Below are 25,420 nucleotides of genomic sequence, written 5' to 3'. Positions count from 1 at the left end.
ACAAATTAGTCCGCCGCAGCTTTCAGCGCAGCCGTCGATAGCTCTGCAACGCCGCCCCCAGTACCACGGCGCCACCGGCCAGGGCCAGCCAGAAACCGCTGCGGGCGCCGAACTGATCCACCAGCGCCCCGGAACCGGCGGCTCCCAGGGCCACGCCGATGCTCAAGCCGGTGACCAGCCAGGTCAGGCCCTCGGTAAGCTTGGCCGGCGGTACGCTGCGCTCCACCAGGGCCATGGCGACGATCAGGGTCGGGGAGAAAAACAGCCCGGCGACGAACACCGCCAGGGACAGGCCGAGGATGTTGCTCGCCCACAGCAGCGGCACAGTGGCCAGGGCCGTGGCGATGCCGCCATACATGAACAAGCGGGGCAAGGGCGTGGCCAGTTTCAGCGCCCCGAAGGCAATGCCCGCCAGGCACGAGCCGATGGCGTACACCGAAAGCACGATGCTCGCCGCCGCCGGCTGCCCCTGCTGCTGGGCGAAGGCCACGCTGACCACGTCCACCACCCCGACGATGGTGCCCATGGCGGTCATCAGCAGCATCAGCAGGCGGATCTCCCCGGAACGAATGATCGAGCCGCCCTGCCCCTGCTCATGGGGATGCACGGGGGGCTCGGTGCTTTTCTGCATGACGAACACGCCCACCCCCAGGGCCAGCGCCAGCAGCGCGCCCAGTGGCCCGGCCTCGGGAAACAGGCCCACGCACAGGCCCACCGACAACGGCGGACCGATGATGAAGCAGACTTCGTCGAGCACCGACTCCAGGGCGTAAGCGGTCTGCAACTGCGGCTGGCCACGGTACAGCTCGGTCCAGCGGGCACGGACCATGGCCGACATGCTGGGCATGCACCCGGCCAGGGCCGCGCACAGGTACAGGGTCCAGTGCGGGGCCTGCAGGCGCGTACACAGCAGCAGGGCCAGCAGTGCACCACCCCCCAGGGTCGCCGCCAGTGGCAGCACCCGTCCCTGGCCGAAACGGTCCACCAGGCGCGAAACCTGGGGTGCGCAAAACGCCGTGGCCAGAGCGAAGGTCGCCGCCACCGAGCCGGCCAGGGCATAGCCGCCGTGCAACTGGGCCAGCATGGTGATCAGACCGATGCCGGTCATGGAAATCGGCATGCGCGCCAGCATCCCGGCCAGGACGAAGGCACGGCTGCCCGGGGCCTTGAACAATTCGCGGTAGGGGTTTGCCATTGAAACGACTCCTTGGGGGCTGCAACTTGCCATAAGTGGCCGGGCAGTAGAAATACATACGCCTCGTATGTTAAAAAGCATGAGAACATACGCCGCGTATGTCAACCCGCCATTTATTGGAGAAGCGTCTTCATGAGCAGCCGCCCTCGCGCCGAGATGATCGAGGAAACCCGCGCCAAGCTGATTGCCAGTGCCCGTCAGGCCTTTGCCCGGCTGGGCTATGCCCGGACCTCGATGGACGACCTGACCGCCGAAGCCGGCCTGACCCGGGGCGCGCTGTATCACCACTTCGGTGACAAGCAAGGGCTGCTGGCGGCGGTGGTGGAGCAGATCGACAGTGAAATGGATGAGCGCCTGGAGGCCGTCTCCGCTCAGATCGCCAATCCCTGGGAGGCTTTCCATGAGCGTTGCCGGGCCTATCTGCACATGGCCCTGGAACCGGAAATCCAGCGCATCGTCCTGCAGGATGCCCGGGCAGTGCTGGGGGAGCGGCTGCCGGCGCAGGAGCATTGCATCGACACCCTGAGCGCCCTGCTGGAGCAACTGCTTCAGGACCAAGTGATTGCAGCGGTGGCACCCAGGGCCCTGGCGCGCTTGATCAACGGCAGCCTGGTGGAGGCTGCCTTGTGGATCGCCGCCGAGCCCCAGCCACAGCAGCGGCTGAGCGAGGCCCTTAACGCCTTGCAACTGCTGCTGCGCGGACTGCGAGCCAACCAACCGCACAGCCCCCTGGCCTGAGAGCAAACCGCCGGGACCATGAACCGCACAGCCCACAGGCACAAGGAGCCACATATGCACCAGGCACTGCTGATCATCGACGTACAACCCTGCTTCAACCCGCCGCCCTGGCTGGTGGAGGGCATCAACCGCCTGCTCGGGCGCATGCCCTCGGTGGCCACGGTGGAACACCATGATGAAAGCCGCACGCCCTTTGCCCGGCAACTGGGCTGGCAACCGGCGGCGGACGACCAGAGTCTGGTGGCGGCCGACAAGATCTTCATCAAGCACGGTTACGGACCGACGCCAGAGATTCTCGACTATCTGAAAAGCCTCGGCCCCGAGCGGGTGCTGGTGTGCGGCATCCAGACCGATACCTGTGTCCTGGCCGCCGGCTTTGCCCTGTTCGATGCCGGCCTGCAGCCGACCCTGCTCACCGACCTGACCGTGGGTTCCTCCCTGGACCGCAGCGGCGGCCTGGGCATCGACCTGTGGCGGCACCATTTCAAGCACCTGGCCCGCAGTACCGAGCTGTAGGAGCCGGCTTGCCGGCGAAGGCGATCTGGCGGGCCCTTTCGCTGGCAAGCCAGCTCCTACGGAAGCAGCTGCACTCCGGGCACAAGCCGAGCACTCGACTCCAGGAAAAATCGGTACACTTCGCGCCTTTGATCCCCCACAGGACATGGAATGTTACCCGCCGCGACTTCTCCCCGACCCGGCCTGCGCCGGGCCCTGGTGCTCTGGCTCTACGCCGTCGGCGCCGGCCATTTGCTGGCCGGGCTGCTGCTGACCTGGGCCGGCCACAGCGGCCTGTTCAACGACTACCTCGGCAGCATCGAACAGGCCTTCTGGGGCGCCGCCGCGCCGACACCGGCCCGGGCCCAGCAGATCTGGTGGCTGGGCCTGTTCGGCGCCACCCTGCAAAGCTACTCGCTGTACCTGCTGGGCCTGGTGCACCTGGGCAACCGCCTGCGCGCGCCGGCGGCCTGGGCCTGGCTGATGGCCGGGATTGTGCTGTGGGCGCCCCAGGACATGTGGCTGTCCTGGCAGATGAACATGACCGCGCACCTGTGGATCGACAGTTTCGCCCTCTTGGTGCTGCTGCCGCCGCTGCTGTGGCTGCAACGCCACGACGCCCGCCATTCCCGTCTTCCCTCGTAAAAGGACTTCACCATCGTGGCTGATTTGCCAATCCTGCAGTGGGCCATCGCCCTGTTGCTCGCCCAGGGCGTGCTCGGCGCCCTGGATACGATCTACCATCACGAACTCACCGTGGCCCTGCCGCAACGCCATGGCGCGCGCAAGGAGCTGGCGATCCATGCCTTGCGCTCGTGCTTCTACGGCGTGCTGTTCATGGGCATCGCCCACCTGGCGTTCCAGGGCATCTGGGCGCTGGTGATCGCGGTGCTGTTCGCTCTGGAAATCGGCCTGACCCTGTGGGACTTCGTGGTCGAGGACCGCAGCCGCAAGCTGCCGGCCATCGAACGCATCATGCATACGGTGCTGGCGATCAACGCCGGGGCGTTCTTCGCTCTGTATGGCCTGCAACTGCTGGAATGGTCGCGCCTGCCCAGTGCCTTGAGCCCCATCGACCTGGGTTGGCAAGGCTGGGCCCTGAGCCTGTTTGCCGTCGGTGTGACAGCCTCGGGAATTCGCGACGGCCTGGCCGCCTGGCGCCTGCAACACCAGGGCCTGGGCAGCAACCCGTTCACGGGGGGGCCCGGCAAGCGGGTGCTGGTCACCGGCGGCACCGGTTTTATCGGTGAAACCCTGGTCAACCAACTGCTGGATGCCGGGCACACGGTCAGTGTGCTGGCCCGCGATCCGCTGCGCGCCGCCTACCTGTTCGACGGCCGCGCCCGCTGCCTGCGCTCGCTGGACAAGCTCGGCCACGGCGAAGCCTTCGACGTGATCATCAACCTGGCCGGCGCTCCGGTGGCCGGGCCACGCTGGTCGGCCAAGCGCCAGGCGCAACTCTTGGCCAGTCGGGTCGGCACCACCGAAGCCCTGCTCAACTGGCTGCAACACGCCCGGCACAAGCCGCAGCTGTGGATCCAGGCTTCGGCCATCGGCTTCTACGGGGTGCGCGACGCCAGCCAGAGCCTGGATGAAAACGCCGAGCGCGGCGAAGGCTTCATGGCCGACCTGTGCGCGCGCTGGGAGTCCTCGGCGGAACCGGCGACCCGCTTCGGCGTGCGTCAGGTGGTGCTGCGCCTAGGCATAGTGTTCGGTCCCGGCGGCGCCCTGAAGCCGCTGCTGCTGCCCTTCCATTTCGGCTTTGGCGGACGCATGGGCGATGGCCAACAGATCATGAGCTGGGTACACCGCGACGACGTGTTGCAGGTGATGGCCCGGGCGATCAACGACACGTCGCTGTCCGGCACCTACAACATGGTGGCGCCGGACGCGGTAAGCCAGGGCACCTTCGCCGCCACGGTCGGCAAGATCCTCAAGCGCCCGGTGTGGCTGCATGTGCCGGCAGCGCCGGTACGGGCCCTGGCCGGGGAAATGGCCGAGTTGTTCTTCGACGGCCAGAAGGTGGTGCCCGCGCGCCTGCTGCAGGCCGGCTACCGCTTCCGTTATCCGACCCTGGACGCGGCCCTGCGCGACCTGACCTGAGCTGAGGAATGCCCATGAGCAAGCCCCTGTTGTACCTGCTGGCGGGCAATGGCAGCGCCGCCGACTGGTGGGACGATGCCCTGCCGCACTTCCAGCGCTATCAGGTACAGCCCCTGGAGCTGCCGGGGTTTGGCGCCAACCCGCTGCCGCCCTGCCGGGACCTGGGGGAGTACGCCGAGGCCCTGCTGGGCATGACGGCGCCGGGCAACGCGATTGTCGCGGTGGGGGTCAGCGCGCTGATCGTGCTGCACGCCCTGCAACGCCGGCCCGGGCATTTCTGCCGCAGCGTGCTGCTGTCGCCGGTGGGGGCGTTTCTCTGGCAACGGCGCTTGCCGGCGCTGATGTCGCCGCTGCCGGCGCGGTTGCTGATTCATGGCCTGCTGAGCCATAAACCGACCCTGTTCGCCGGCAAGTTCTCGCGCCAGCCATGGACCCAGGAGCAGTACCGGCGCATGGGCTCGGGCTATGCCCGCTGCCGAGCGTTCGTGCCGCTGTGGGAGCAACTGCGGGCCGACACCGCGCTGCCATTGCTGGAGTGGATCAAGGACCCGGTGCACCTGGTCTGGGGTGATCAGGACCGGCTGCTGGGCATGGCCCAGGCCGCGGCCTGGTCGGCGATCCTGGCCCGGGCCGACTTGCGGGTCAGCCTCAAGCCCGGCTGGGGCCATTACCCGTGGATCGATGCGCCGGCCGAGTTCGTCGCCTGGCTGGAGTCCGGCGACAGCGGTTTTGTCGCCCACACCAAGGGCGGCCGCCTGCACCTGGCACAACTGGCCGGCCAGCCGGTGCCCAGTGCCCTGTCCCTGGACAACGCCGGCGATCCGCGCCTGCCAGCCCTGCTCGCCAGACAGCCCGAGGCACTGTGGGCGGTGCGCTCCTCCAGCTACGGCGAGGATCAGGCCGACTCGGCCAATGCCGGGCTGAGCACCACTTACCTGCGGGTCGCCCGCGCGGACGTGCCCGGGCGCATCAGCGAGCTGCGCGAGGCCGGGGTCGAGGAAGTGGTGGTGCAGCGCTTTATCCAGCCGACGCTGTCGGGGATCGCCTTCGTGCGCCATCTCTCGGTGGAACTGGAATGGGTCGAGGGCCACCTGGAAAGCCTCGCCGATGGCCAGGTCAGCCCCCAGCGGGCGATTCTTTCGCGCCTGGGCCCGGCCTGGGAGAGCGGCGCCTTCGCCAACACCCAGGGCCTGAGCGCCAGCGCCTTGTGGGACTTCCTGCAAGGGGTGCTGAAGACCTTTCACTACGTGCCCGGCGATGTCGAATGGGCCTGGGACGGCCAGCAACTGTGGCTGTTGCAGTACCGCCCGATCAGCGACTACGGCTGGCGCCGGCACCTGACCGCGGCCAACATCGCCGAGATCCTGCCGCCGCAGCCCAGCCGTTTCGTCGAGTACGGCCAGCGCCGCGCGGCGGCGAGCATTCCGGCAATCATGGCCCGCTGGGACACCCGGGTGCTGCAGGACAACGAGCCGTTCACCGCAGTGTTTGGCGGTGCGTCCTACATCAACAACGACCTGTTCCTGGCGCGGCTGGCCGATTGGGGCCTGCCCTCCTCCAGCTACGCCGGCGAAGTCGGCGGCGCCACCCCGCAGTTACCGTTGCGCCCGCTGCGGCTATTGCGCTCGCTGCCGCGCTTCCTGCGCATGCAGCACATCGCCCGTGGCCACTTGCTGACCCTGGAAGCGGGCTTGCGGCGCTTTGACCGGGAACTGGCGCAGCTGCAAGGCGCCGGGGCCGACGGCCAGCAACTGGCGGACTGGTTCAGCCGCTTCTACGTGTTCGTGGTGCAGGGCAACCTGTGCATCGCCACCGCCCTGGCCAGCAGCGGCGGCGCGCTGCTGGGGCGCCCGCCCACCGCCTACGACAACCTGGACCACAGCCCCCATCGCCTGCCCTGGGAAACCGACCCCGGCACCCCGCGCCCGGCCTGCGCCGAGCTGCCGCTGCAGGCCTTCCCGCAGTGGCGCCCGGCCATTGTCCTGGCCCACCGCCTGGGCCTGCCGGGCATGCGCGGCTATTACCTGCAAGTGCGCGAGTGGTATCGGGACAACCTGATGCGGATCTTTTTCCGCCTGCACCACGCCATGCCCGAGGCCGATCGCGACTACTGGTTTGCTCCCCATGAAACGCCGCGCAGCCGTGGCGGCAGCTTCTGGCAGGACGGCCGTGAAGGCAGCGAGCAGGCCGCGGGCTTCATGATCTATCCGGGGCAGGTCCAGGGCGTCTTGGGGGTCGACATTCTCCTGGAAGACACCCTCGACCCCGGGCGCCATGCCCATTACCAACAGGCCCGGGCGGTGATCGCGCGCATGGGCGGGCGCCTGTCCCATGGCTCGACCCTGCTGCGCGAGCTGCGCAAGCCCTCAGCGGTACTGCCCCAGGTGGACCCGGCCTGGGTCGGCCGCGAGGTGCTGTATGCCGACGGCCAACTGAGCCTGGTCGAAGGCTGAACCCCGCGTCTCGGACTCAGGCCGGTTCGGTGGCGGCGAAACGTTCGCGGTAGGCCTGGGGCGTGACCCCCAGGGCCCGCAGTAGGCTGCGGCGCAGGGTTTCCTCACTGCCAAAACCGCACTGCGCGGCGATGCGCTTGATCGGCGGGCCGGTGTCGGCCAGCAGGCGCCGCGCGGTTTCCACCCGGATCTGCTCGATCGCCCGGGCCGGGGTCTGGCCGGTGTCGGCGCGGTAGTGACGGACGAAGCTGCGCTCGCTCATGCCCGCCTGCCGGGCCAGGGTCGGCAGCGTCAGTTCGCGACTGAGATTCTCGGCGATCCAGGCGTGCAGCCCATCGAAACGCCCGCCCTTGTTTTGCAGCGACAGGGTCACGCTGAACTGCGACTGGCCGCCCGGGCGCTTGAGAAACACCACCAGTTGCCGGGCCACATCCAATGCCGCCTCGCGCCCCAGGTCGGCCTCCACCAGGGCCAGGGCCAGGTCGATGCCGGCGGTGACCCCGGCCGAGGTCCACACCGGGCCGTCGTTGATGAAGATCGGATTGGGCTCCACCTGCAACTGCGGGTACTGCTCGGCCAGTTGCTCGCAGCGGGTCCAGTGGGTGACCACCCGGCGCCCGTCCAGCCAGCCACTGGCCGCCAGCAGAAAGGCCCCGGTGCAGACCGAGGCCACGCGCCGCGAGGTTGCCGCGCGCTGGGCGACCCAGGCCACCAGTTGCGGGTCCCGAGCCGCCTCGTAGACGCCCCAACCGCCGGCAATGATCAAGGTGTCGCAGGCCACTTCCAGCGCCGGCAAGGCCTCGGCCAGCAGCGCCAGCCCCGATGAACTCGGGGTCGCCCCACCCGGGCTGGCGATCACCCGCGGGTGGTAGGGCAAGGGCAGGCCCAGGCCGCGGGCCCGGTCATTGGCCGAGGCGAACACCTGCAACGGCCCGGTGACATCCAGCAACTGGTGATTGGCAAAAGCCAGGACAAATACGTTTTTCGGCGCAGTGGACATGATTGGCGTAAATCGAGGGCAGGTTGGCGAGTACGCCAAAGCCTAGAGCGCTAGAGTCAGGCCGTCCACTTCATCGACACAAGGAACAGGCCATGGCGTTACAAATAGGTTTTCTGTTGTTTCCCCAGGTCCAGCAGTTGGACCTGACCGGTCCCCACGACGTGCTGGCCTCGCTGCCGGATGTGCAGGTGCAGCTGATCTGGAAGGAACCGGGGCCGGTGGTTGCCAGCTCCGGGCTGGTGCTGCAGGCCACCACCGGCTTTGCCGACTGCCCGCCGCTGGATGTGCTGTGCATCCCCGGTGGCGCCGGGGTCGGAGCGCTGATGGAAGACCCGCAGACTCTGGACTTCATCCGCCAACAGGCCGCCCAAGCGCGCTACCTGACCTCGGTGTGCACCGGCTCCCTGGTGCTGGGCGCCGCCGGTCTGCTGCAGGGCAAACGCGCCACCACCCACTGGGCCTATCACGAACTGCTGGCGCCGCTGGGGGCGACTCCGGTACGGGAACGGGTGGTGCGCGACGGTAACCTGCTGACCGGCGGCGGCATCACCGCCGGCATCGACTTCGCCCTGACCCTGGCCGCCGAACTGTTCGACGCCGCCACCGCGCAGCTGGTGCAACTGCAACTGGAATACGCCCCGGCGCCGCCGTTCGAGGCCGGCAGCCCGGACACCGCGCCGGCCAGCGTGGTGCAGCTCGCCCGCCAGCGCACCACCGACTCGCTGCACAAGCGCCGGGAAATCACCCTGCGCGCGGCCGCCCGGCTGACACAGCAGGCATAGCTCAGGCGCGCAGCACCGGGCCCTGGCGGGCATTGCCGAGCAACTGGGCAATGGCGCCATCGCCATAGGTGCGCTCGACCTTGGAAATCACCACCTGATAACCGGCGTACCAGCGCCGGTACTGGCGCTTGGCCTCGATGTGCCTGGGGTGGCGGGCAAAGGCCTGGATCGAGGCTTCGTCCTCCCAGTAATAGCTGGCGTTGATCAGCCCCTGATCGGCGCTGGTCCAGGATTGGACGCCGACGAAGCCCGGCAAGCTGGTGGCGATTTCGTCGATCAGCGCACTGAGGCGGTAGAACTCCTCGTCGCGCTGGCCCGGCTGGTAGATAAAGGCCGCGATGTACATGGGCAAACTCCGTTGGGTGGAATGAATCAGACCGGGCGCGTCAGCAGCGCCAGGCGCAGGGCCAGGGCCAGCAGCACCGCCGCCAGCAGCCAGGACTGCCAGCGGGCCAGCCGCGAATCGCCACAGGGCAGGCCACGGCCCAGGGCCGCGCCGAAGATCCCCAGGCCGGTGTGAAAGACCCCGCTGACCAGGGTCAGCAGCAAGCCCAGGACCACCAGTTGCACGGCGATGCTGCCGCGCTCGGGGTGCACGAACTGCGGCAGGAAGACCATGAAGAACAGCAGCGCCTTGGGGTTCAGCAGACTGTTGCACAGGGCCCGGACAAACACCGTGGACAGCGGCACCCGCGCCGGGTCGGCCAGGTGCAGGGCGCCGCGCTTGCCCAGGGCCTTGCAGGCCAGCCATAGCAGGTAGGCGACCCCGGCATAGCGGATCAGCTCGAACGCTGGCGGCCAGTTGGCCACCACCGCGGTCACCCCGGTGGCCGTGAGCAGGGTCAGGCCGATATCCGCAGCGCCGATGCCCAGCCCCGAAGCCACGCCACCGCGCCAGCCATAGGCCACGCCGTGGCTGATGACAAACGCCATGTTCGGGCCCGGCGACAGCAGCAACAGCAGCACCGCGCCCAGGAAGATCGACAGGGTGGTCAGGTCCGGCATGCCAGTGTGCTCCTGCGCAAAAGTCGCTAGATTAGAGCCCCTATCTGATACAAACAAAAAAGTGTTCTAGATACATAAGGTGGTCGAACGTGCGCCGTACCCGCTACAAAACCATCGTCGACCACTTCGCCCAGCGCATCCGCAGCGGCCAGCTATGCCCCGGCACCCAACTGCCCACGGTGCGCGCGCTGATGGCCAGCGAGCAGGTGGCCCTGGCCACGGCGCTGCGGGTCTATCACGAGCTGGAAGCCATCGGCCTGGTGGTCGGCGAGCCCGGGCGCGGCACCTTTGTCCGCGACACCAGCCTGCCCCGGGGCATGGGCCTGGAGCAGCACCCGGCCAGCGCCACCTCGGTGGATCTGGCGTTCAACTACCCGTCCCTGCCCGGCCAGGCGGAAAGCCTGCGCGAGGGACTGCGGGCGCTTGCCGCCTCCGGCGACCTGGATGCGCTGCTGCATTCGGCGCCCCAGGGCGGCCGCCCCCATGAACGGCAGACCGCGGCGCGCCACCTGCGCAACCGCGAGATCCGGGTCACGGGCGAACAGGTGCTGATCGTCAACGGCGCCCAGCAAGGGCTGGCGGTGAGCCTGCTGGCGCTGCTCCAGCCCGGGGACATCCTGGCGGTGGACGCCCTGACCTACCCCGGGCTCAAGGCCCTGGCCCAGGTCCAGCGCCTGGACCTGGAACCACTGCCACAGCACAACGGGCAGATGGATCTCGACGCCCTGCAGGCCCTGTGCCGCCGGCGCCCGGTGCGAGCGCTGTACTGCATGCCGACCCTGCACAATCCGCTGGGCACGGTGATGCCCCTGGCCGAGCGCCGACGCCTGGTGCAGTTGGCTCGCGAACACGACCTGCTACTGATCGAGGACGGCGCCTATGCCTTCCTCGCCGAACCGGCACCGGTGCCGCTGCAGACCCTGGCCCCGGAGCGCACGCTGTACATTTCCGGGCTGTCGAAAAGCGTCGCCTCGGGCTTGCGCCTGGGGTTTGTCGTCGCGCCACTGGAGATGATCCCGGCGCTGGAGCGGGCGATTCGCGTGTCCACCTGGAGCACCCCGTCGCTGACCGTGACCCTGGGCTGCCGCTGGATCGAGTCGGGGCTGGTGGACAGTCTGGAAGAGCAGAAGCGCAACGACGCCCGACGCCGCCAGCAACTGGCCGCGCGGGTGCTCAAGGGCTGTGACTATCAGGCCTACCCCTCAGCGTATTTTCTCTGGCTGAAACTGCCGGAAGGGCTGCGGGCCGACGCCGTGGTGACGGCCCTGGAACATCAGGGGATAACGGTGACCTCGGCCGAGCCCTTCGCCACCACCGCCCACGTGCCCCAGGCCCTGCGCCTGGCCCTGGGCTCCATCGGCCTGCCGCTGCTGCAGCAGGCGCTGGAGAAGGTCCGCAACGAAATCACCCTGTAGGAGCCGGCTTGCCGGCGAAGAGCGCACGCTCACCGGCGTCAATGACCGCAGGCATCATCCGGGACGGGCCGTTCGCCAGCCTCACCGCCCTTCGGATCACGCCAGCGCCGCCAGACCGACTTGATCTTCCGGCCGATCATCCACAGCGCGCCAAGGATATTGGCCAGGACAAAAGCCCCCAGGAAAAATGCCAGCATCGTCAGGATGCCGGGGCAATCCGGCCCTTGGCACGACATTCCCCCCCAGCTCAAGGTGGGCAGCAGCGCCGCCCCCAGTACAACGACCTGCCGCAACCACGGCCATTTGCACAGAAGCCCGCGCTTAGCGTCGGGCTGAAAAAAAACGGTCACGTTCATGTTCCACTGCGTGAAGTATCAAAGCGGCCATCGCCCCCCGGCAGCAGGCACAAATGGCCGGACGAAAAAAAACCCGCCGAAGCGGGTTTTTTCCAAGACCATTATGACTTCCTGTCTGCAGCATCCGTGCTAATGGTCGACCTTCCTTGATCCTGAGCGCTTCCTGCGCTGCAGTTGTGGGAAAGAAGATTAAACACAAAGCCGGGTGCGCAGAAGGCGCATTGAATTACAGCGCGTGTAGGAAATTCGCTATAGCGTACCTACGCAAACCCCTAGCTCCCCCCTTCCTGGGCCTGGGCGGCCAACGCCGCGAGCGTGAGCTGGTGCTGCGCCCCGGGCTGATGATCGTCCTGGAGAAACCAGGCGGCGGACAAACCACTGAAGGCCAGCACCCATTGCACCAGTCGCCGCGGCTCCAGTTGCGCCGCCCGGGCAATGACCTGCACCTGGCGGGTAAAGCGCCCGGGGTCGGTGGCGCTGGGCAAGTCCGGGTTGCAGATCAGGTTGGCAAAATCGAACGTGCGTTCGCCGTACACCCGCTTGGGGTCGATCACCCGCCAGCCACCTTCGGCGAAATCCAGCACATTGTCGTGGTGCACATCTCCGTGCAGCACCACCGGCTCCCGGGGCGTGGCCAGCAGTTGTTCGGCTTGCGCCAGGCAGCGCAGAAACATCCCACCCTGCTGCGCCGCCTTGCGCAGGTCGGCAAACCAGCGATCCAGCGACACCAGCGACGGCTGGGGCTGCGCCCGTGGCCGGTGCAGCTTGTGCAAGGTGGCGCAGACGATCTGGCTGACCTCATCGTGCTGGCCGGCCAGGGCCATGCCCATCAATGACTTCGTGCCCATGGCGCGCTCCATCAACAGCGCATGGTCCTCCTGGGCATGGACCCACGCCGCGCCCTCACCGGCCCACCAGGCCATCAACCGGTTGCCGGCCTGCTCATCTTCGTCCAGGGCAATCTTCAACATGGCCGGCGTACCGTCTTGCAGACGCACCGGCAACAGCCGGCTGCCCGGGGTGACGATAGGATCGCCATCCGCCGTCAGGCGCCAACGGTCTACATAGGTTTCAAACAAGGAAGCAGCTCCAGCCAATGAGCGACAAGTTTCAATCTGCATAAACTGCTCCGCAACCCGCCGCTTGCAGCTTGCAGCTCGCGGCTCGCGGCTCGCGGCTCGCGGCTTATCGCTGCCCCTCACCACTCCTGCTGCAAGTAGTTCTCGATGTTGCTCATCTGTTCATCCCAGCCCCGGCTGTTCATGCGAAAGGCCTTGAGCCGGCGCTCGGCGGGGATGCCGTCGAAGCCCGTTTCGGTGACCCGCAGCAAGGTGCCGCCGGCGTGCTCTTGCAGGTCGAACCGCACCAGGGTGGTGGGTTCGGCCGAGTAATCATGGGTCGGGTCGATGGCGTAAGGGTGCCAGCGGAAGGAGAACAACTCCTCGGGCAGCATCTGTTCGACCTGCACATCCCAGGTCAGGTGTTCATAGCCTGGGTAAGTGACGGCACCGCGGACACGCTGGCCGGGGATGAAATGCTGGCCCTGCAGGGCCACGCCGAACCAGCGGCCAAATTGCTCGGCCTCGCTCAGCGCCGCCCACACTTGCGCCGGACGGGCCTGCAGCAGGATCTTGCGTTCAATGCGATCTGAAGCGTTCATAGGTCACCTCCAGTGATGAACACTAGACCGCTGTACTTGGAGCGCAACCTTTACCCGGCCGAAGGCACGACTGATCGCACGCCATGAAAAATGCTACTGTCGCCGGCGCAACTGCACCTCTCTTCGCAAAGGATCTGCCATGCCCCTCTCTCTTATCGACCGCTACCGCGGCAGCCTGCTGGGCCTGGCCTGTGGTGACGCCGTCGGCACCAGCGTCGAATTCAAGCCCCGTGGCAGCTTCGCGCCGCTCACCGACCTGCTGGGTGGCGGGCCGTTCAACCTCAAGCCCGGGCAGTGGACCGACGACACCTCCATGGCCTTGTGCCTGGGTGAGAGCCTGCTGCACAAGAACGGCTTCGACCCGGCCGACCAGATGGGCCGCTACCTCAACTGGTGGCAATGGGGCTACCTGAGCGCCACCGGCGAGTGCTTCGACATCGGCATGACCGTGCGTCAGGCCCTGACAGACTTTCAGGAGCACGGCCGACCCTTCGCCGGTTCCACCGACCCGCAGACCGCAGGCAATGGTTCGTTGATGCGCCTGGCGCCGGTGGTGCTGTTTTACTACCCGGATCTGGCCAGGGTCCGCGAGTTCGCCGGCGCCAGTTCGCGCACCACTCACGGCGCCGCCGAAGCCGTCGAATGCTGCCAGGTGCTGGCCGGGTTGATCGCCAAGGCCCTGGGCGGGGCCAGCAAGCTGGAACTGCAACGGCTCGATACCACGGGGTTGAGCCAGAGCAAGGTCGTGGCCCTGGCCCAGGGCGGTTATCTGCACAAGACCCGTGAGCAGATCCGTGGCAACGGTTATTGCGTCGACTCCCTGGAAGCGGCGCTGTGGTGCTTCCAGCACAGCGACAGCTTCGCCGCCGCCGTGCTCGCCGCCGCCAACCTGGGGGACGACGCCGACACCACCGCGGCCATCGTCGGCCAGTTGGCCGGGGCCTTCTACGGGGTCCAGAGCATACCGCCGCACTGGCTGGCCTGCCTGCACATGGCCGAGGAGATCCGGACCATGGCCGATCAATTGCTGCAGGCCGCCCAGCGCCAACAACCGGCCCGGCCCCTCAACGGCAGTTGCCTGTGCCGGGGCGTGCAATACCAGGTCGAACGCCTGGACATGCCCATCGGCCACTGTCACTGCCAGACCTGCCGCAAGGCCCATGCCGCGGCCTTCGCCTCTACCGCCGGGGTCATGCGCGAACATTTTCGCTGGACCCGGGGCCAGGAGCTGCTGCGTGCGTTCGAATCGTCGCCGGGCAAGCTGCGGCACTTCTGCTCGGTGTGCGGTTCTCATCTGCTGGCCGAGCGACCGTGCCAGCCCCACGTGATCCTGCGGGTGGCGACCCTGGACGATGATCCGGGGCAGACCCCGCAGGTGCATATCTGGACCGCCCACGATGTGCCCTGGCTGGCCCACGAGGCGCTGGAGCGCTGGCCGCAATGGCAACCCAGCCGCAGTTAGGCGGTCTTTCCAACTCTTGACCCGATAGCGAGATGTTCCATGCGTCCGATCCTGATCCTGGCCCTTGTGCCGCTGCTGCTCGCCCCCTTGGCCCAGGCTGACGAGTGCGACAGTGCCACCACCCAGAGCGACATGAATCAGTGTGCCGGCCGGCAATTCCAGGCGGCTGACAAGCAACTGAACAACCTCTACCAGCAGATCAACCTGCGCCTGAAAGACCAGCCACAGGCCAAAAAGCTGCTGGTCAGTGCACAACGGGCCTGGGTGGCGTTCCGCGATGCCGAGTGCGAATTCTCGTCCTCGGGGGTCGAAGGTGGCAGCGTTTATCCACTGGTCTACAGCAACTGCACCACGGCCTTGACCAAGGCCCGGGTAGAAAATTTCAAGACCTACCTCAAGTGTCAGGAAGGCGACCTGAGCTGCCCAGTACCGGGCCTGTAGGAACGGGCTTGCCCGCGAAGGCGTCGGTGGGGCGTTGCACGGCTTGCCGGCCTGTTCGCCGGCAAGCCGGCTCCTACATGAGGAGCCGGGCGGGCCGATGGAGGCTGGTCAGCGGATGAAGATCTGCGTGGTGGTCGCCGCCATGTCGCCACCGGGCAAGGTGATCTTGCCCACCTGCTTGAGGCTGTCGGCGTCGAAGATCGCCACGTCGTTGAAGGTCCCGGTCAGGTAGATCTTGCTCCCGGCCTGGTTGAACGACAGGCAGTAGTAGGAATGGTCCAAGGTCGCGGCCTGGAGCAGTTTCTTCTGCTTGATGTCGTACTTGGCCAGGCGGTTGAGCACGCCGAACATCAGGTTCGGATCCTTGGGCGAGCGCATGCCGCTGAAGTAGATCTCGGTCAGGGGGCCGAAGTCGGTGGTTTCCGTCTTGCCGGTCTTCAAGTCAATGCTGAACAGCCCGTACAGCGGCTCGGCGGTGGCCGGGTCCTGCTGCTTGTCCTTGAATTTCGCCGCGGTGTAGAGCAGCGAGAAGTCGTGGCGGTAGGTCTGCTGGTTCCAGATGTAGAGCACATCCGGGGCGCTGTAGTTGGGGCGTTTCCAGTGCCGGCTGGGGATCAGCACGTCGAACTTGCCGGTCTGCACGTTGACCTTGTAGAGGTCCGGCCCGGCCACGTACAAGGTGCCGTCGTCGCCGCTCTGCATGATGGTCAGCTGGCGCGGCGCGGGGAAGCTGCGCAGCGGCTTGGCGTCGAGCCCGGCATCGGTGGCGTAGACATCCAGCCGCGGCTCCTTGACCTCGTAGCGATCATTGAGCAGCAGGGTCGGGTTGGCCACGGTGTACAGCTCCTTGCCGTCGTGGCTGACGGTGAAGGCGAACATCGAGCGCGCCTTCTCCCCCGGGTGCTGGGTGATGCTGGCGTGGAACACCTGTTTGCAGCTGTCGAGCTCGACGCCGTAGACATCCGCGTAGTGGTTGTTGAGCACATAGGCGACCTTGCGGTCCGGCGACAGTTGCACGGTGCCGGGGCCGAAGGCGTCGGGCATCTTGCAGGTCTTGTACAGGCTGTCGCTGGCCAGATCGATGACGTGCAGGTTGTTCGGGTAGTTGGTGGTCACCAGGTACTCGTGGCCACTGTTGAGGGCCCGGCCCTCATCGGCCAGAACGCTGAACGAGCAGGCGCCGAGAACCGCGAGTGCGACCAGGCCGCAGGCTTTGATGCTGTGCATGCTGGAATCCTTCTTGTTGTTCATCACTTGTCTTTGGGGAAGACAGTGCCGAGGTTGCGCCAGTTGTCGTTGGAGGCCTGGGCGTCCTTGTTCCAGTCGGGGTAGGTGCTCATCATGTCGGGCACCTGGGCCGGCCACCAGCACGGGTCGGAGCAGCCGTAGAGGTCGGCCTCCATCGGCTGGCACAGCGACGAGACTCCGCCAAAGGCGTCGATTTCCCAGCCCGGGTCGGTGGTCGAGGCGCAGCCGGCCACGGAGTTCATCGCCAGCACTTCTTCGATCCGGTCCTCGGCGGCCGCCGCGGTCAGTTTCTGAGCTTTGTTGTTGATTGGCTTGAGATGTTTCATGTCAGTGAGCCTTGCGCGGAGTGATGTAACTGCTGATGAACGCAGGGTTGCGGGCCATGATCCGGCTGTAGACTTCGATGCCGAAATCCACCCAGTCACGCATCAGTTCGCAATAGTGATAGGTCGGGTGCGCCGGGTCGCCGTAGCGGGCGTAGCTCTCGTGGTAGCAGCCTCCGGAACACAGGTTGCGGATGCGGCAGCTGTCACAGCCGGTGTCGGTGCGATCCAGGCGCTGGGACAGGAAGTCGTTGAGCTGCACCTGCTTGACCCCGCCGTCATGCACGTTGCCGAAGGTCGGCAAGCTTGAGCCGGTAAAGCGGTGGCACAGGTTCAGCTCGCCCTTGTGGTCCACCGCCAGCATCTTCAGCCCGGCGCCGCAGGGCAGCGCTTTCTTGTGGCCTTCGTGGATGTCGGTGATCAGCTGGTGCAGGTTGGAGAAGCCGATGTTGCGGTGCTCCAGGGCAGCTTCCAGGTAACGCCGTCCCAGGCGCTTCATGCTGGCGAAGACTTCGATCAACTCCTCGCCGCTGAGGTTGAAGCTGCTGATGTCCCCGGAGGTCACCGGGGCGAACCCGACCTCGGCAAACCCCAGCTCGTTGAACAGATGATCCCAGATGGTTTCAAGGTCGGTGACCCCGGTGGTCAGGGTCACTCGCGCGCCCACCGGCCGGCTGTCGTAGCGTTCCAGGAGCATCTGCGCCTTGCGCCGCACCACGTCATAGGTGCCCTGCCCGCCCACGGTGATGCGGTTGCGGTCGTGCACGGTCTTGGGCCCGTCGATACTCACCGACAGCCCGAATCGGTGGGCATTGAGGTAGTCGACTATTTCTTCGGTGAGCAAGGTGGCGTTGGTGGTCATGACGAACTCGACGAACTTGCCGGCAGCGGCAAAGCGCTGTTCGCAGTAGTCCACCATGGCTTCGATCAGCGGCCGGTTGCTCAGCGGCTCGCCGCCGAAGAACACCACGGTGTAGCGCTCTTCGTCGGGGGATTCCTGGAGCAGCATCTCCACCGAGGCGATGGCCGTGTCCAGGCCCATCTTCTTGCCCGCCGAGGGCTTGTCCAGGTCTTCCTTGTAGCAGTAGGTGCAGCTCAGGTTGCAGCCGGTATTGACGTTGAGCACCACGGTATTGATCGCCGTGCGCTCGACGCGCTTGACGCCGATTTCCAGGGTCAGGGGCGAGCCGTCGCTGACCAGCTCAAGGGCGATCAGCTCGCGCAGGGTGTCGCTGACTTCGGCGCTGTCATAGGCGCCGGCCAATTGTTGGATCAAATCTTCCGGGGTACGGCCCGGGCCGCGCAGGGCATCGATGATGCTGCCGGTCAAGGCATCGCTGGCGAACAGCGAACTGCTGGGGATATGGAACAGCATGCGGTCGGCGTCGACCTGCACTTCATGCAGGTTGCGCTCCACCAGATTGAGAATTGCGCCCATTACAACCTCCTGTGCACACCCCGCTGTCGGGGCCTGCGGTCATTGCCTGAAAGTGTCTGTCGCGGTTGCTCGACGGCCCTCAGGGAATGGGTGGATTGTTCCAGCGTTGCACGGTAACGATCAGCTGGCCTTCGCCGGTCAGGGCCTTGCCCGCGTCATCCACGGCGGCGATCACCTTGAGGTTGCCGGCGTTGTTGGTGGACATCTTGCGCTGCGGGTTGGGCCCGGCGTCGCCCGGGGTGAATACGCCGCTGTCGGCCTGCATGCTGCCGGCGTACTTGACGTCTTCATCCTTGGCCGCCTGCTCGTCGAAGGCCTCGACCTTCCATTGCGCCGGCATCACGCCGATGCGATAGGCCTTGCCGTCGGCGCCCTGGCCCCAGGCTTCGGCATCGAAGCGGCCCTGGACCTTGGGCGTCGAACCGCCGCCGTCGCCGATGCGCGCCACCGAGAACGCCGGCACCACCTTGACCTCAGCGATGCGCTGGTACACCGCCAGCGACGCGCCCTTGAGGCTGCCGACACTGACTTCGCGCAGCCCCGGCTGGGCGCTGGCCGCCGCCTTGAGCTTGAGCCGGATGCGCTCCGGCGTCCGCTCCAGCACCTGCACCACTTCGACGCCCGGGCCGAAACTCGGGGTGCCTGCAAGACCGGCGCCCACCAGGGTCACTTCGGCCTCTGCGCCGGCCTTCAGGTAACCCGGCTGTACCGCCAGCAGGCGCTGGCTGCCTTGTTTGGCGGCGATGAAATCCAGGCCGCGCTCATCGTGCTCGGCCTCGAACATCCGCCCTTGCAGCGCATTGCCCTGGGCCGCCAGCACCTGACGCATGACCACGCCGTCGACCGTGACATTGCCGCGCCATTCATAGCCGTTGTAGAGAATTGCGCTGCCCTGGCCATTGAACGGGCTGCCATCGGCGTACTGGCCCTTGACGCTGACCTTGAACTGATCGCCCTCGCCGGCGCTGACGCTCATCACCCCGGCCAGTTCGCCCTTGCCCGGCAGGTGGCCGCTGAAGCTCCAGTTGCCGGCCAGTGCCTCCGCTTGCGGACGGGACTGCTGCCAGGCTTTCCAGGCCGGGTTGTCCAGGGGGTAGCGCTGGGCCAGCAGCGGCACCATGTCCTTGAGTGCGGTGGGCAGCCATTCCCGGTCCCGGGACAGCGCCTGGTACTCCAGGGACGGCCATTGCCCGAGGTGGAAATTCACCAGCCGCTGCCACTCCTGGGCCGGGCGGCGCTGCAGGGCGATCCGCGCGCCGGAGTGGCAACGGGCGCACATCTGGGTGGTCTGCTCATCGAAGTGCTCGACGGTGTTCAAGCGCCGCTCCAGGGCATAGCGCACGCCGTCAGTCTCGCTGGGGGCCAGGCCCTGGGTATCGGCCAGGTACTTGACCAGGGTGCGGCGGTCCTCATCGCTGATCTTCAAGCCGTGCATGGTCTGCATGCGGGCAATGCTCATCAGCCAGCCTTCCGGGGTCTTGCGCTGGTGGCTGATGCGGCTCAGGGCGTCCCCGGCTTCGGGGGTGTGGCAGCCCTGGCAGGTTTCCTTGAGGATGCTCTGGGCATCCCGTGCGGCGAAACTCGATGGCGCGTGCAAGGCGGTACAGGTGGCGATGGCCAGCAGGCTGGCGCTGAGCCTCAGGCGGAGTTTTCTCTTCATCAGGGTCGAACCTCCCTCGGTGCTTTCTTATTGTTAGCGAGTCGTTTTTATGGTTTCTGCCATGCCCGGCGATCCCGGGCATGGAGGCAGTAGAAACGTCTGAGGGTAAGCAATACACGGAGCGTGCCAGCTTGTTAAAAGACGCCGAATCAACGGCTTAGGTGAAAACCTCGGGCATTGGCCGGCGCCAGGGTGTTACCCGACGTTCAATTTCGCGACAGGCGTCTCAGTCTGAGACATCCCGGCGCGGGGCGCAGATCGCCGCACTGGCGCCCGAACCACCTGTACTGGTGGTTTTCTTTGCAATTGGACCTTGCATTTATCCGGCGCCGCCGCAAAATCACCCGCGCTTTGCCCGCCCCGCTGTGCGGGGCGCTCTGCACTCCCCCCTCTTTACAAGGAACCTGAAGTTCATGGATAGAAGCGCCTGTGCCCGTCTCGGCTCGCTGATCCTCTCGTTGTCTGCCCTGACCCTGGTCGGTTGCAAGGAAGAAACCAGCCCCAAGACGGCCGCCATTGCACCGGCCCCGGCGCCTGCGGCCATGATCATGCCGATCTGCGCCAACGGCGAATGCGCCGTGCTGGACCAGGACGGCAAGGTGCTGGTCAGCGCCGACAACGATTACGACGCCGTGGTCGCGCTGCCCCTGGACAAGACCTTCCTGTTCGCCAAGGACGGCACCTGGAACCTCGCCAGCGCCGACGGCAAGCAGATCCTCAAGGCCGCCTTCACCGACGACCTGCGCCTCTTGACCCCGGGCTATTTCGGCTTCGGCCAGGACGGCAAGCTGGGCATCATCGACCAGAGCGGCAAGCAGATTCAGCCCCCGCGCTTCGACGACCTGTATGTCGGCGGCAATGATGACTTCATCGTCTACGAGATCGGCGGCAAGCGCGGCATTCTCAGCGCCAAGGGCGAAGTGATCACCGAAGCGGTGTATGACAGCAGCGTGGTGCGCGACGACTTCGCCAAGCGCGGCGGCTGGATGGGCGCCGAGCGCGGCGATCAGAAGTGGGCGCTCAACCTCAAGACCGGCGAACAGAAGAAGGTCGAGTTCGACAGCATCGATTACTTCGCCAACCAGCATCTGGTGGTCAACACCGAACAGGGCAAGGCCCTGGCCGATGCCAATGCGCAGTTGATCAGCGCCGCCACCTACAACTGGATGGGCGAGCCGGGAGACGGCCTGGTGGCCTTCCGCGAAAAATATGACAGCCCCTGCGGCTACATGGACTTCCAGGGCAAGACGGTGATCCAGGCCCAGTTCAGCGCCTGCCAGGTGTTCGGCAAGCAGGGCGCGCTGGTTACCGCCAAGAATGCCGACGGCAGCTCCGGCAAGGCCGGGTTCATTGACCGCCAGGGCCAATGGAAGGTGCAACCGACCTATGACTCGGCGGACCCGGCAGGCTTCAGCCCCCTGGGGATGTTCAAGCAGGTATCGGGGCTGAACCAGGTCGCGGTGCTGCAGAACGTGTTCAGCGCCACCTTCGGCATCTTCGATGTGGACAAGGGCGTGGAACTGTTCAAGCCGACCTACACCCAGATCGGCGCGCTCAACGCCGACCTGTTCGTGTTCAGCACCGCCAACAGCCCGACCAAGCAGGCCACCCTGTTCGGCCAGGCCACGCAGATGCACACCGTGGGCCTGATGGACGCCAGCGGCAAGGTGCTGCTGGAGCCGGGCCAGTACGTCGACATTCGCCTGGATGCCAGCGGCCACTACCTGCTGGCCACTGACGACACTTCGCCCCTGGCCACTTCGGCGCTGTATGACCTCAAGGGCAAGCGCCTGATTGCCAGCAAGTGGCAGGAACTGGTGGTGGACCCAACCCGTGGCGCGATCTTCGGCTACGCCGTGGAAGGCGTCGGCGACGATCAGTCCCGCAGCCTCAAGGCGGTGTACCGCCTGGACGGCACCCCGAGCTTCCAGGTCAGCCAGGTGGAATGTGGCGCCGAGCAGGTGCGTGACGGCCAGGACAAGGTGCTGTGGCCGGCCAACCCGCAGGACCACTGCCCGCAACCGGACGAAGAAGACCAGGGCGAAGGCGACAACGCACAGGGCTAAGGCCCTGGGGCGAACCGCTCACGGTTGGGATCAAGCCTGCTAGGATGCGGGCTTGATCGATTCAGCCAACCGGCCCGGATGGGGCCCGACAGGAACTGTCCCATGCTCAACGCTCTGCTTTTCGACCTTGACGGCACCCTGACCGACACCGATGCCCTGCACCTTTTGGCCCTGCAACAACTGTTGTGGGAAGAAGACCGCCGAACCTTCACCGAGGCAGAGTTCGCCGCTCACGTCAGTGGCCAGGCCAACGCCAACATGTGCCGCTACCTGTTTCCGGAACGCAGCGTGGCCGAACATGTCGCCTTTGCCGAACGCAAGGAACAGCGTTTTCGCCAACTCTCCCCGCAACTCAAGCCCCTGCCCGGCCTGCCGCGCCTGCTGGACTTTGCCGCCGAGCACGGCATCGGCGTGTGCGTGGTGACCAACGCGCCACGGGCCAACGCCGAGCACATGCTCAAGGTGCTGGGCTTGCAGGAGCGCTTCCAGGCGGTGTTGGTGGCCGAGGAGTTGCCCCGGGCCAAGCCCGATCCCCTGCCCTACCTCAGTGGCCTGGAATGCCTGCAAGCCACGCCCGAACAGGCCCTGGCCTTCGAGGATTCAGTGCCCGGGCTGACCGCCGCGGTCAAGGCCGGTATCAGTACCTTCGGCCTGGCCACCAGCCAGCCACCGCAAACCCTGCTCGATGCCGGCGCCCATCGGGTGATCCGCGACTTCGACGACCCGCAACTGTGGGCCGAGATCCAGCGCCGGCTCGGACGAGCCTGAAGACTGGTAGACGGCCGCGAATCCGCCGGTGCACTGAGCACTGAGCATCGATGCAGCCTGAGTTGAAAGGAATGTCGCTGGCGATTGCAGCGGGACGGTGGGTGGGAACCTCACCGGGAGAAAACAGCAGAAGGGAAAAAGTGCTCGCCCATCACTTCGGCAGTGGCACCTAAGCCGAAGTACCCCCTTTGGCTGGGCGAGCAGGAGGAAATATACGTGGCTGCCGAGGGCGGTCCTATCGGACAGATCCTAAAAGCCAGTGCGATTAGGACAAATACCTTTGCGCTTTTTCCTCAGGAACACCTTTTTTTCACAGGTCTTTCACCTCGCGCCCCTTAGATTGAGAGTCACTCCTGAACGAATCCCATTTGGCCCGCCTTGTTGCGGGCTTTTTTTTGCCAGAGCAAGCCCCTCGCAGGGGCACGAGCCCCAGGCTGTCGGCCAGCTGAACGAAGTCGCGCCAGCCCTGGCGCCGCCCATGGCCACAGATACAATTTGAAACCTTTACCCCTTCTCCAGATCGACACCATGACTGAAGACTTCGAAGTGCCCAGCCCCCACGAAAAGCACCTGGAACACGTGACCGAACACGCCCACAGCCGCAATGACAACTTCGCCAGCAAGATCGCGGTGATGACCGCGATCATGGCCACCCTGGGGGCGCTCCTGAGCTATCAGGCCGGCTCCACCGAGAGCCAGGCGGCGATGGACAAGAACAACGCGGCGATGAAGAAGACCGAAGCCGCCAACCAGTGGAGCTACTACCAGGCCAAGTCCAGCCGACAGAACCTGGCGGAGCTGGCGACCCATATTCCCGGGGTCGATGCCGGGCACTACAGCATCGAAGCCCAGCGCTACCAGAAAGAGAAGGAAGCCGTGCGCCTGAAAGCCGAAGCCCTGGAGGCCGAGGCCCGGGACTGGGACGAACAGTCCGAAGTCGAGCTGCACCAGCACCATCGCTGGGCCCAGGCGATGATGGCGATCCAGATTGCCATCTCGATGGCCGCCATCACCCTGCTGACCCGCAAGGAATGGCTGAAGAAACTCGCCTACGGCGCTGCCGGCGGCAGCGTGCTGCTGGGCACCCTGGCCTGGCTGCATATCTAGCCCCCTGCGCAGCCACCCGCAGCGCCGTGCGTCGCAGCGTCCGCGGATTCTCACCGGCTGTCGCAGTTTGCGAAACTGCGCGGCCCGGTTGATGCCGCAAGCAGCGCCCAGAGCCCCGGTTCCCGGGGCTGCGCGACTTCTGCAGATCTGGCACAGCCATTGCGAAAGCCCCTGCCTCATCGACAACAAGAGGCTTCGCCATGGCTATTGCCCCCCTGCTCGCCGCTACCACGGCGTTTATCCAGCGCGCCCCGCGCATGCTGATCGGCGCCCACTGGGTCGAGGCCGCCGACGGCCAGACCATGCCCCTGCACAACCCCGCCACCGGCGAACCGCTGTGCCTGGTGCCCCGGGCCACGGTGGATGACGTCGACCGCGCGGTGCTGGCGGCGCGCCAGGCGTTCGATGACTCACCCTGGACCCGCACCCGCCCCCGGGAGCGGCAGAACCTGCTGTGGAAGCTCGCCGACCTGATGCAGCGCGACGCCGCGCTGCTGGCCCAGCTGGAATGCCTGAACAACGGCAAGAGCGCCGCTGTGGCCCAGGCCATGGACGTGCAGTTGTCCATCGACTACCTGCGCTACATGGCCGGCTGGGCGACCAAGATCGAAGGCGCCAGCGTCGAGGTGTCGCTGCCGCTGATGCCCAACGATCAGTTCCACAGTTTCATCCGCCGCGAGGCGGTGGGTGTGGTCGGCGCCATCGTCGCCTGGAACTTCCCCCTGCTGCTGGCCTGCTGGAAGCTCGGCCCGGCCCTGGCCAGCGGCTGCACCCTGGTGCTCAAGCCGGCCGACGAAACCCCGCTCAGCGCCCTGAAGCTCGCGGAGCTGGTGCAGGAAGCCGGCTACCCCGACGGTGTGTTCAACGTGGTCACCGGCACCGGCATCACCGCAGGCAGCGCCCTGACCCGCAACCCCCTGGTGGACAAGCTGACCTTCACCGGCTCCACCGCCGTGGGCAAGGAAATCGGCAAGATCGCCATGGACTCCATGACCCGGGTGACCCTGGAACTGGGGGGCAAGTCGCCGACCATCGTCATGGCCGACGCTGACCTGGCCAGCGCCGCTGCCGGGGCCGCCAGCGCGATCTTCTTCAACCAGGGCCAGGTGTGCTGCGCCGGCTCGCGGCTGTATGTGCAGCGCAAGCATTTTGACAATGTGGTGGCCGACATTGCCGGCATCGCCAACGCCATGAAGCTGGGCAACGGCCTGGACAGCAGCGTCGACATGGGCCCGCTGATTTCCGCGCGCCAGCAGGAGCGGGTCTATCGCTACATCGAGATGGGCCGCGACAGCGGCGCCACCATCGCCTGTGGCGGCGAACAGTTCGGCCCTGGGTATTTCGTCCAGCCGACGGTGATCGCCGATGTCGACCAGCGGCATGCCCTGGTTCAGGAAGAGATCTTCGGCCCGGTGCTGGTGGCGATTCCCTTCGACGATGAAGCCGACGCCCTGCGCCTGGCCAACGACAGCCCCTACGGCCTTGGCGCGAGCATCTGGTCCAACGACCTGGCGGCGGTGCACCGAATGATTCCGCGCATCAAGTCCGGCTCGGTGTGGGTCAACTGCCACAGCGCCCTGGACCCGGCGCTGCCGTTTGGCGGCTACAAGATGTCCGGGGTCGGCCGGGAGATGGGCCATGCCGCCATCGAGCACTACACCGAGCTGAAATCGGTGCTGATCAAGCTCTGAAACGCGCCAGAACA

The 25,420-nt window shown here is 66.3% G+C and carries 24 protein-coding genes and 1 pseudogene; 14 read left to right on the top strand and 11 right to left on the bottom strand.

What is annotated here, in order from left to right:
• Positions 1–22: 22 nt before the first annotated feature.
• Complete coding sequence (locus BLV47_RS09405; protein WP_092312508.1) at positions 23–1,195, bottom strand: MFS transporter; 1,173 nt, start codon at positions 1,193–1,195, stop codon at positions 23–25.
• A gap of 132 nt (positions 1,196–1,327) precedes the next feature.
• Here BLV47_RS09405 and BLV47_RS09400 point away from each other — a divergent pair, with 132 nt between their 5' ends.
• From BLV47_RS09400 to BLV47_RS09380, 5 genes are all read left to right on the top strand, one after another.
• Positions 1,328–1,933 carry a TetR/AcrR family transcriptional regulator gene (locus BLV47_RS09400; RefSeq protein ID WP_092312505.1) on the top strand — a complete coding sequence of 202 codons (606 nt, stop codon included), beginning with the start codon at positions 1,328–1,330 and terminating at the stop codon, positions 1,931–1,933.
• Between the two features lie 54 nt (positions 1,934–1,987).
• Positions 1,988–2,449: a cysteine hydrolase family protein gene (locus BLV47_RS09395; protein WP_092312501.1), complete on the top strand. Its 462-nt coding sequence runs from the start codon at positions 1,988–1,990 to the stop codon at positions 2,447–2,449.
• A 150-nt stretch (positions 2,450–2,599) separates the two neighbouring features.
• The gene (locus BLV47_RS09390; protein WP_092312498.1) at positions 2,600–3,073 is read left to right on the top strand and encodes a hypothetical protein; all 474 of its coding nucleotides are present in this window, start codon (positions 2,600–2,602) and stop codon (positions 3,071–3,073) included.
• A gap of 15 nt (positions 3,074–3,088) precedes the next feature.
• Positions 3,089–4,531, top strand: coding sequence for a TIGR01777 family oxidoreductase (locus BLV47_RS09385; protein ID WP_092312495.1), 1,443 nt, complete (start codon positions 3,089–3,091; stop codon positions 4,529–4,531).
• Between the two features lie 14 nt (positions 4,532–4,545).
• Positions 4,546–6,984, top strand: coding sequence for an alpha/beta fold hydrolase (locus BLV47_RS09380; RefSeq protein WP_092312492.1), 2,439 nt, complete (start codon positions 4,546–4,548; stop codon positions 6,982–6,984).
• Between the two features lie 16 nt (positions 6,985–7,000).
• Here BLV47_RS09380 and BLV47_RS09375 read toward each other — a convergent pair whose 3' ends face one another.
• Positions 7,001–7,984, bottom strand: coding sequence for a GlxA family transcriptional regulator (locus tag BLV47_RS09375; RefSeq protein ID WP_092312489.1), 984 nt, complete (start codon positions 7,982–7,984; stop codon positions 7,001–7,003).
• Positions 7,985–8,076: 92 nt separating this feature from the next.
• Between BLV47_RS09375 and inhA the strand changes: the two genes are divergently transcribed.
• Complete coding sequence (gene inhA, locus BLV47_RS09370) at positions 8,077–8,766, top strand: isonitrile hydratase (RefSeq protein WP_092312486.1); 690 nt, start codon at positions 8,077–8,079, stop codon at positions 8,764–8,766.
• A gap of 1 nt (position 8,767) precedes the next feature.
• Here the strand turns inward: inhA and BLV47_RS09365 are convergent, their stop codons facing one another.
• Positions 8,768–9,112 carry an antibiotic biosynthesis monooxygenase family protein gene (locus tag BLV47_RS09365; RefSeq protein WP_092312483.1) on the bottom strand — a complete coding sequence of 115 codons (345 nt, stop codon included), beginning with the start codon at positions 9,110–9,112 and terminating at the stop codon, positions 8,768–8,770.
• A gap of 26 nt (positions 9,113–9,138) precedes the next feature.
• A complete protein-coding gene (locus BLV47_RS09360; RefSeq protein ID WP_092312480.1) occupies positions 9,139–9,771 on the bottom strand; it encodes a LysE family translocator in 633 nt (210 codons plus the stop codon).
• Positions 9,772–9,860: 89 nt separating this feature from the next.
• Here BLV47_RS09360 and BLV47_RS09355 point away from each other — a divergent pair, with 89 nt between their 5' ends.
• Positions 9,861–11,186, top strand: a complete 1,326-nt coding sequence (locus BLV47_RS09355; protein ID WP_092312477.1) for an aminotransferase-like domain-containing protein — start codon at positions 9,861–9,863, stop codon at positions 11,184–11,186.
• A gap of 38 nt (positions 11,187–11,224) precedes the next feature.
• On the opposite strand, the gene BLV47_RS09350 is transcribed toward BLV47_RS09355, so the two are convergent.
• The 3 genes from BLV47_RS09350 to BLV47_RS09340 all read right to left on the bottom strand — a co-directional run bounded on the left by BLV47_RS09350 (position 11,225) and on the right by BLV47_RS09340 (position 13,202).
• Positions 11,225–11,542 (bottom strand): hypothetical protein, encoded by a 318-nt coding sequence (locus BLV47_RS09350; RefSeq protein ID WP_092312474.1) that lies wholly within the window; start codon positions 11,540–11,542, stop codon positions 11,225–11,227.
• Positions 11,543–11,814: 272 nt separating this feature from the next.
• On the bottom strand, positions 11,815–12,621 hold the full coding sequence (locus BLV47_RS09345) for an aminoglycoside phosphotransferase family protein (RefSeq protein WP_092312471.1): 807 nt from the start codon (positions 12,619–12,621) through the stop codon (positions 11,815–11,817).
• A 119-nt stretch (positions 12,622–12,740) separates the two neighbouring features.
• Complete coding sequence (locus BLV47_RS09340; protein ID WP_092312468.1) at positions 12,741–13,202, bottom strand: SRPBCC family protein; 462 nt, start codon at positions 13,200–13,202, stop codon at positions 12,741–12,743.
• Positions 13,203–13,341: 139 nt separating this feature from the next.
• Here BLV47_RS09340 and BLV47_RS09335 point away from each other — a divergent pair.
• From BLV47_RS09335 to BLV47_RS09330, 3 genes and pseudogenes are all read left to right on the top strand, one after another.
• Positions 13,342–14,163: pseudogene (locus BLV47_RS09335) on the top strand (ADP-ribosylglycohydrolase family protein); the annotation flags it as partial.
• A 51-nt stretch (positions 14,164–14,214) separates the two neighbouring features.
• The gene (locus BLV47_RS36495) at positions 14,215–14,664 is read left to right on the top strand and encodes a GFA family protein (protein WP_341865637.1); all 450 of its coding nucleotides are present in this window, start codon (positions 14,215–14,217) and stop codon (positions 14,662–14,664) included.
• A 39-nt stretch (positions 14,665–14,703) separates the two neighbouring features.
• Entirely contained in the window at positions 14,704–15,105 is a 402-nt protein-coding gene (locus BLV47_RS09330) for a lysozyme inhibitor LprI family protein (RefSeq protein WP_092312463.1), read from the top strand.
• Between the two features lie 108 nt (positions 15,106–15,213).
• Here the strand turns inward: BLV47_RS09330 and peaD are convergent, their stop codons facing one another.
• The 4 genes from peaD to peaA all read right to left on the bottom strand — a co-directional run bounded on the left by peaD (position 15,214) and on the right by peaA (position 19,774).
• A complete protein-coding gene (gene peaD / locus BLV47_RS09325; protein WP_092317125.1) occupies positions 15,214–16,332 on the bottom strand; it encodes a quinohemoprotein amine dehydrogenase subunit beta in 1,119 nt (372 codons plus the stop codon).
• Positions 16,333–16,355: 23 nt separating this feature from the next.
• Positions 16,356–16,679: a quinohemoprotein amine dehydrogenase subunit gamma gene (qhpC, locus tag BLV47_RS09320; RefSeq protein ID WP_060840310.1), complete on the bottom strand. Its 324-nt coding sequence runs from the start codon at positions 16,677–16,679 to the stop codon at positions 16,356–16,358.
• Position 16,680: 1 nt separating this feature from the next.
• The gene (gene peaB, locus BLV47_RS09315; RefSeq protein WP_092312460.1) at positions 16,681–18,114 is read right to left on the bottom strand and encodes a quinohemoprotein amine dehydrogenase maturation protein; all 1,434 of its coding nucleotides are present in this window, start codon (positions 18,112–18,114) and stop codon (positions 16,681–16,683) included.
• 79 nt (positions 18,115–18,193) lie between these two features.
• Positions 18,194–19,774: a quinohemoprotein amine dehydrogenase subunit alpha gene (peaA, locus tag BLV47_RS09310; protein ID WP_092312457.1), complete on the bottom strand. Its 1,581-nt coding sequence runs from the start codon at positions 19,772–19,774 to the stop codon at positions 18,194–18,196.
• Between the two features lie 413 nt (positions 19,775–20,187).
• Here peaA and BLV47_RS09305 point away from each other — a divergent pair, with 413 nt between their 5' ends.
• The 4 genes from BLV47_RS09305 to BLV47_RS09290 all read left to right on the top strand — a co-directional run bounded on the left by BLV47_RS09305 (position 20,188) and on the right by BLV47_RS09290 (position 25,406).
• Entirely contained in the window at positions 20,188–21,840 is a 1,653-nt protein-coding gene (locus BLV47_RS09305) for a WG repeat-containing protein (protein ID WP_092312454.1), read from the top strand.
• Between the two features lie 102 nt (positions 21,841–21,942).
• Positions 21,943–22,608, top strand: coding sequence for an HAD family hydrolase (locus BLV47_RS09300; protein ID WP_092312451.1), 666 nt, complete (start codon positions 21,943–21,945; stop codon positions 22,606–22,608).
• Between the two features lie 528 nt (positions 22,609–23,136).
• Positions 23,137–23,715, top strand: a complete 579-nt coding sequence (locus BLV47_RS09295; protein WP_092312448.1) for a DUF4337 domain-containing protein — start codon at positions 23,137–23,139, stop codon at positions 23,713–23,715.
• Between the two features lie 200 nt (positions 23,716–23,915).
• The gene (locus BLV47_RS09290; protein WP_092312445.1) at positions 23,916–25,406 is read left to right on the top strand and encodes an aldehyde dehydrogenase family protein; all 1,491 of its coding nucleotides are present in this window, start codon (positions 23,916–23,918) and stop codon (positions 25,404–25,406) included.
• Positions 25,407–25,420 lie beyond the last annotated feature (14 nt).

The organism is Pseudomonas saponiphila (assembly GCF_900105185.1).
GTDB lineage: Bacteria > Pseudomonadota > Gammaproteobacteria > Pseudomonadales > Pseudomonadaceae > Aquipseudomonas > Aquipseudomonas saponiphila.
Note: the sequence above shows the minus strand (reverse complement) of the source record. Positions and strands in the feature narration are given on the sequence as shown.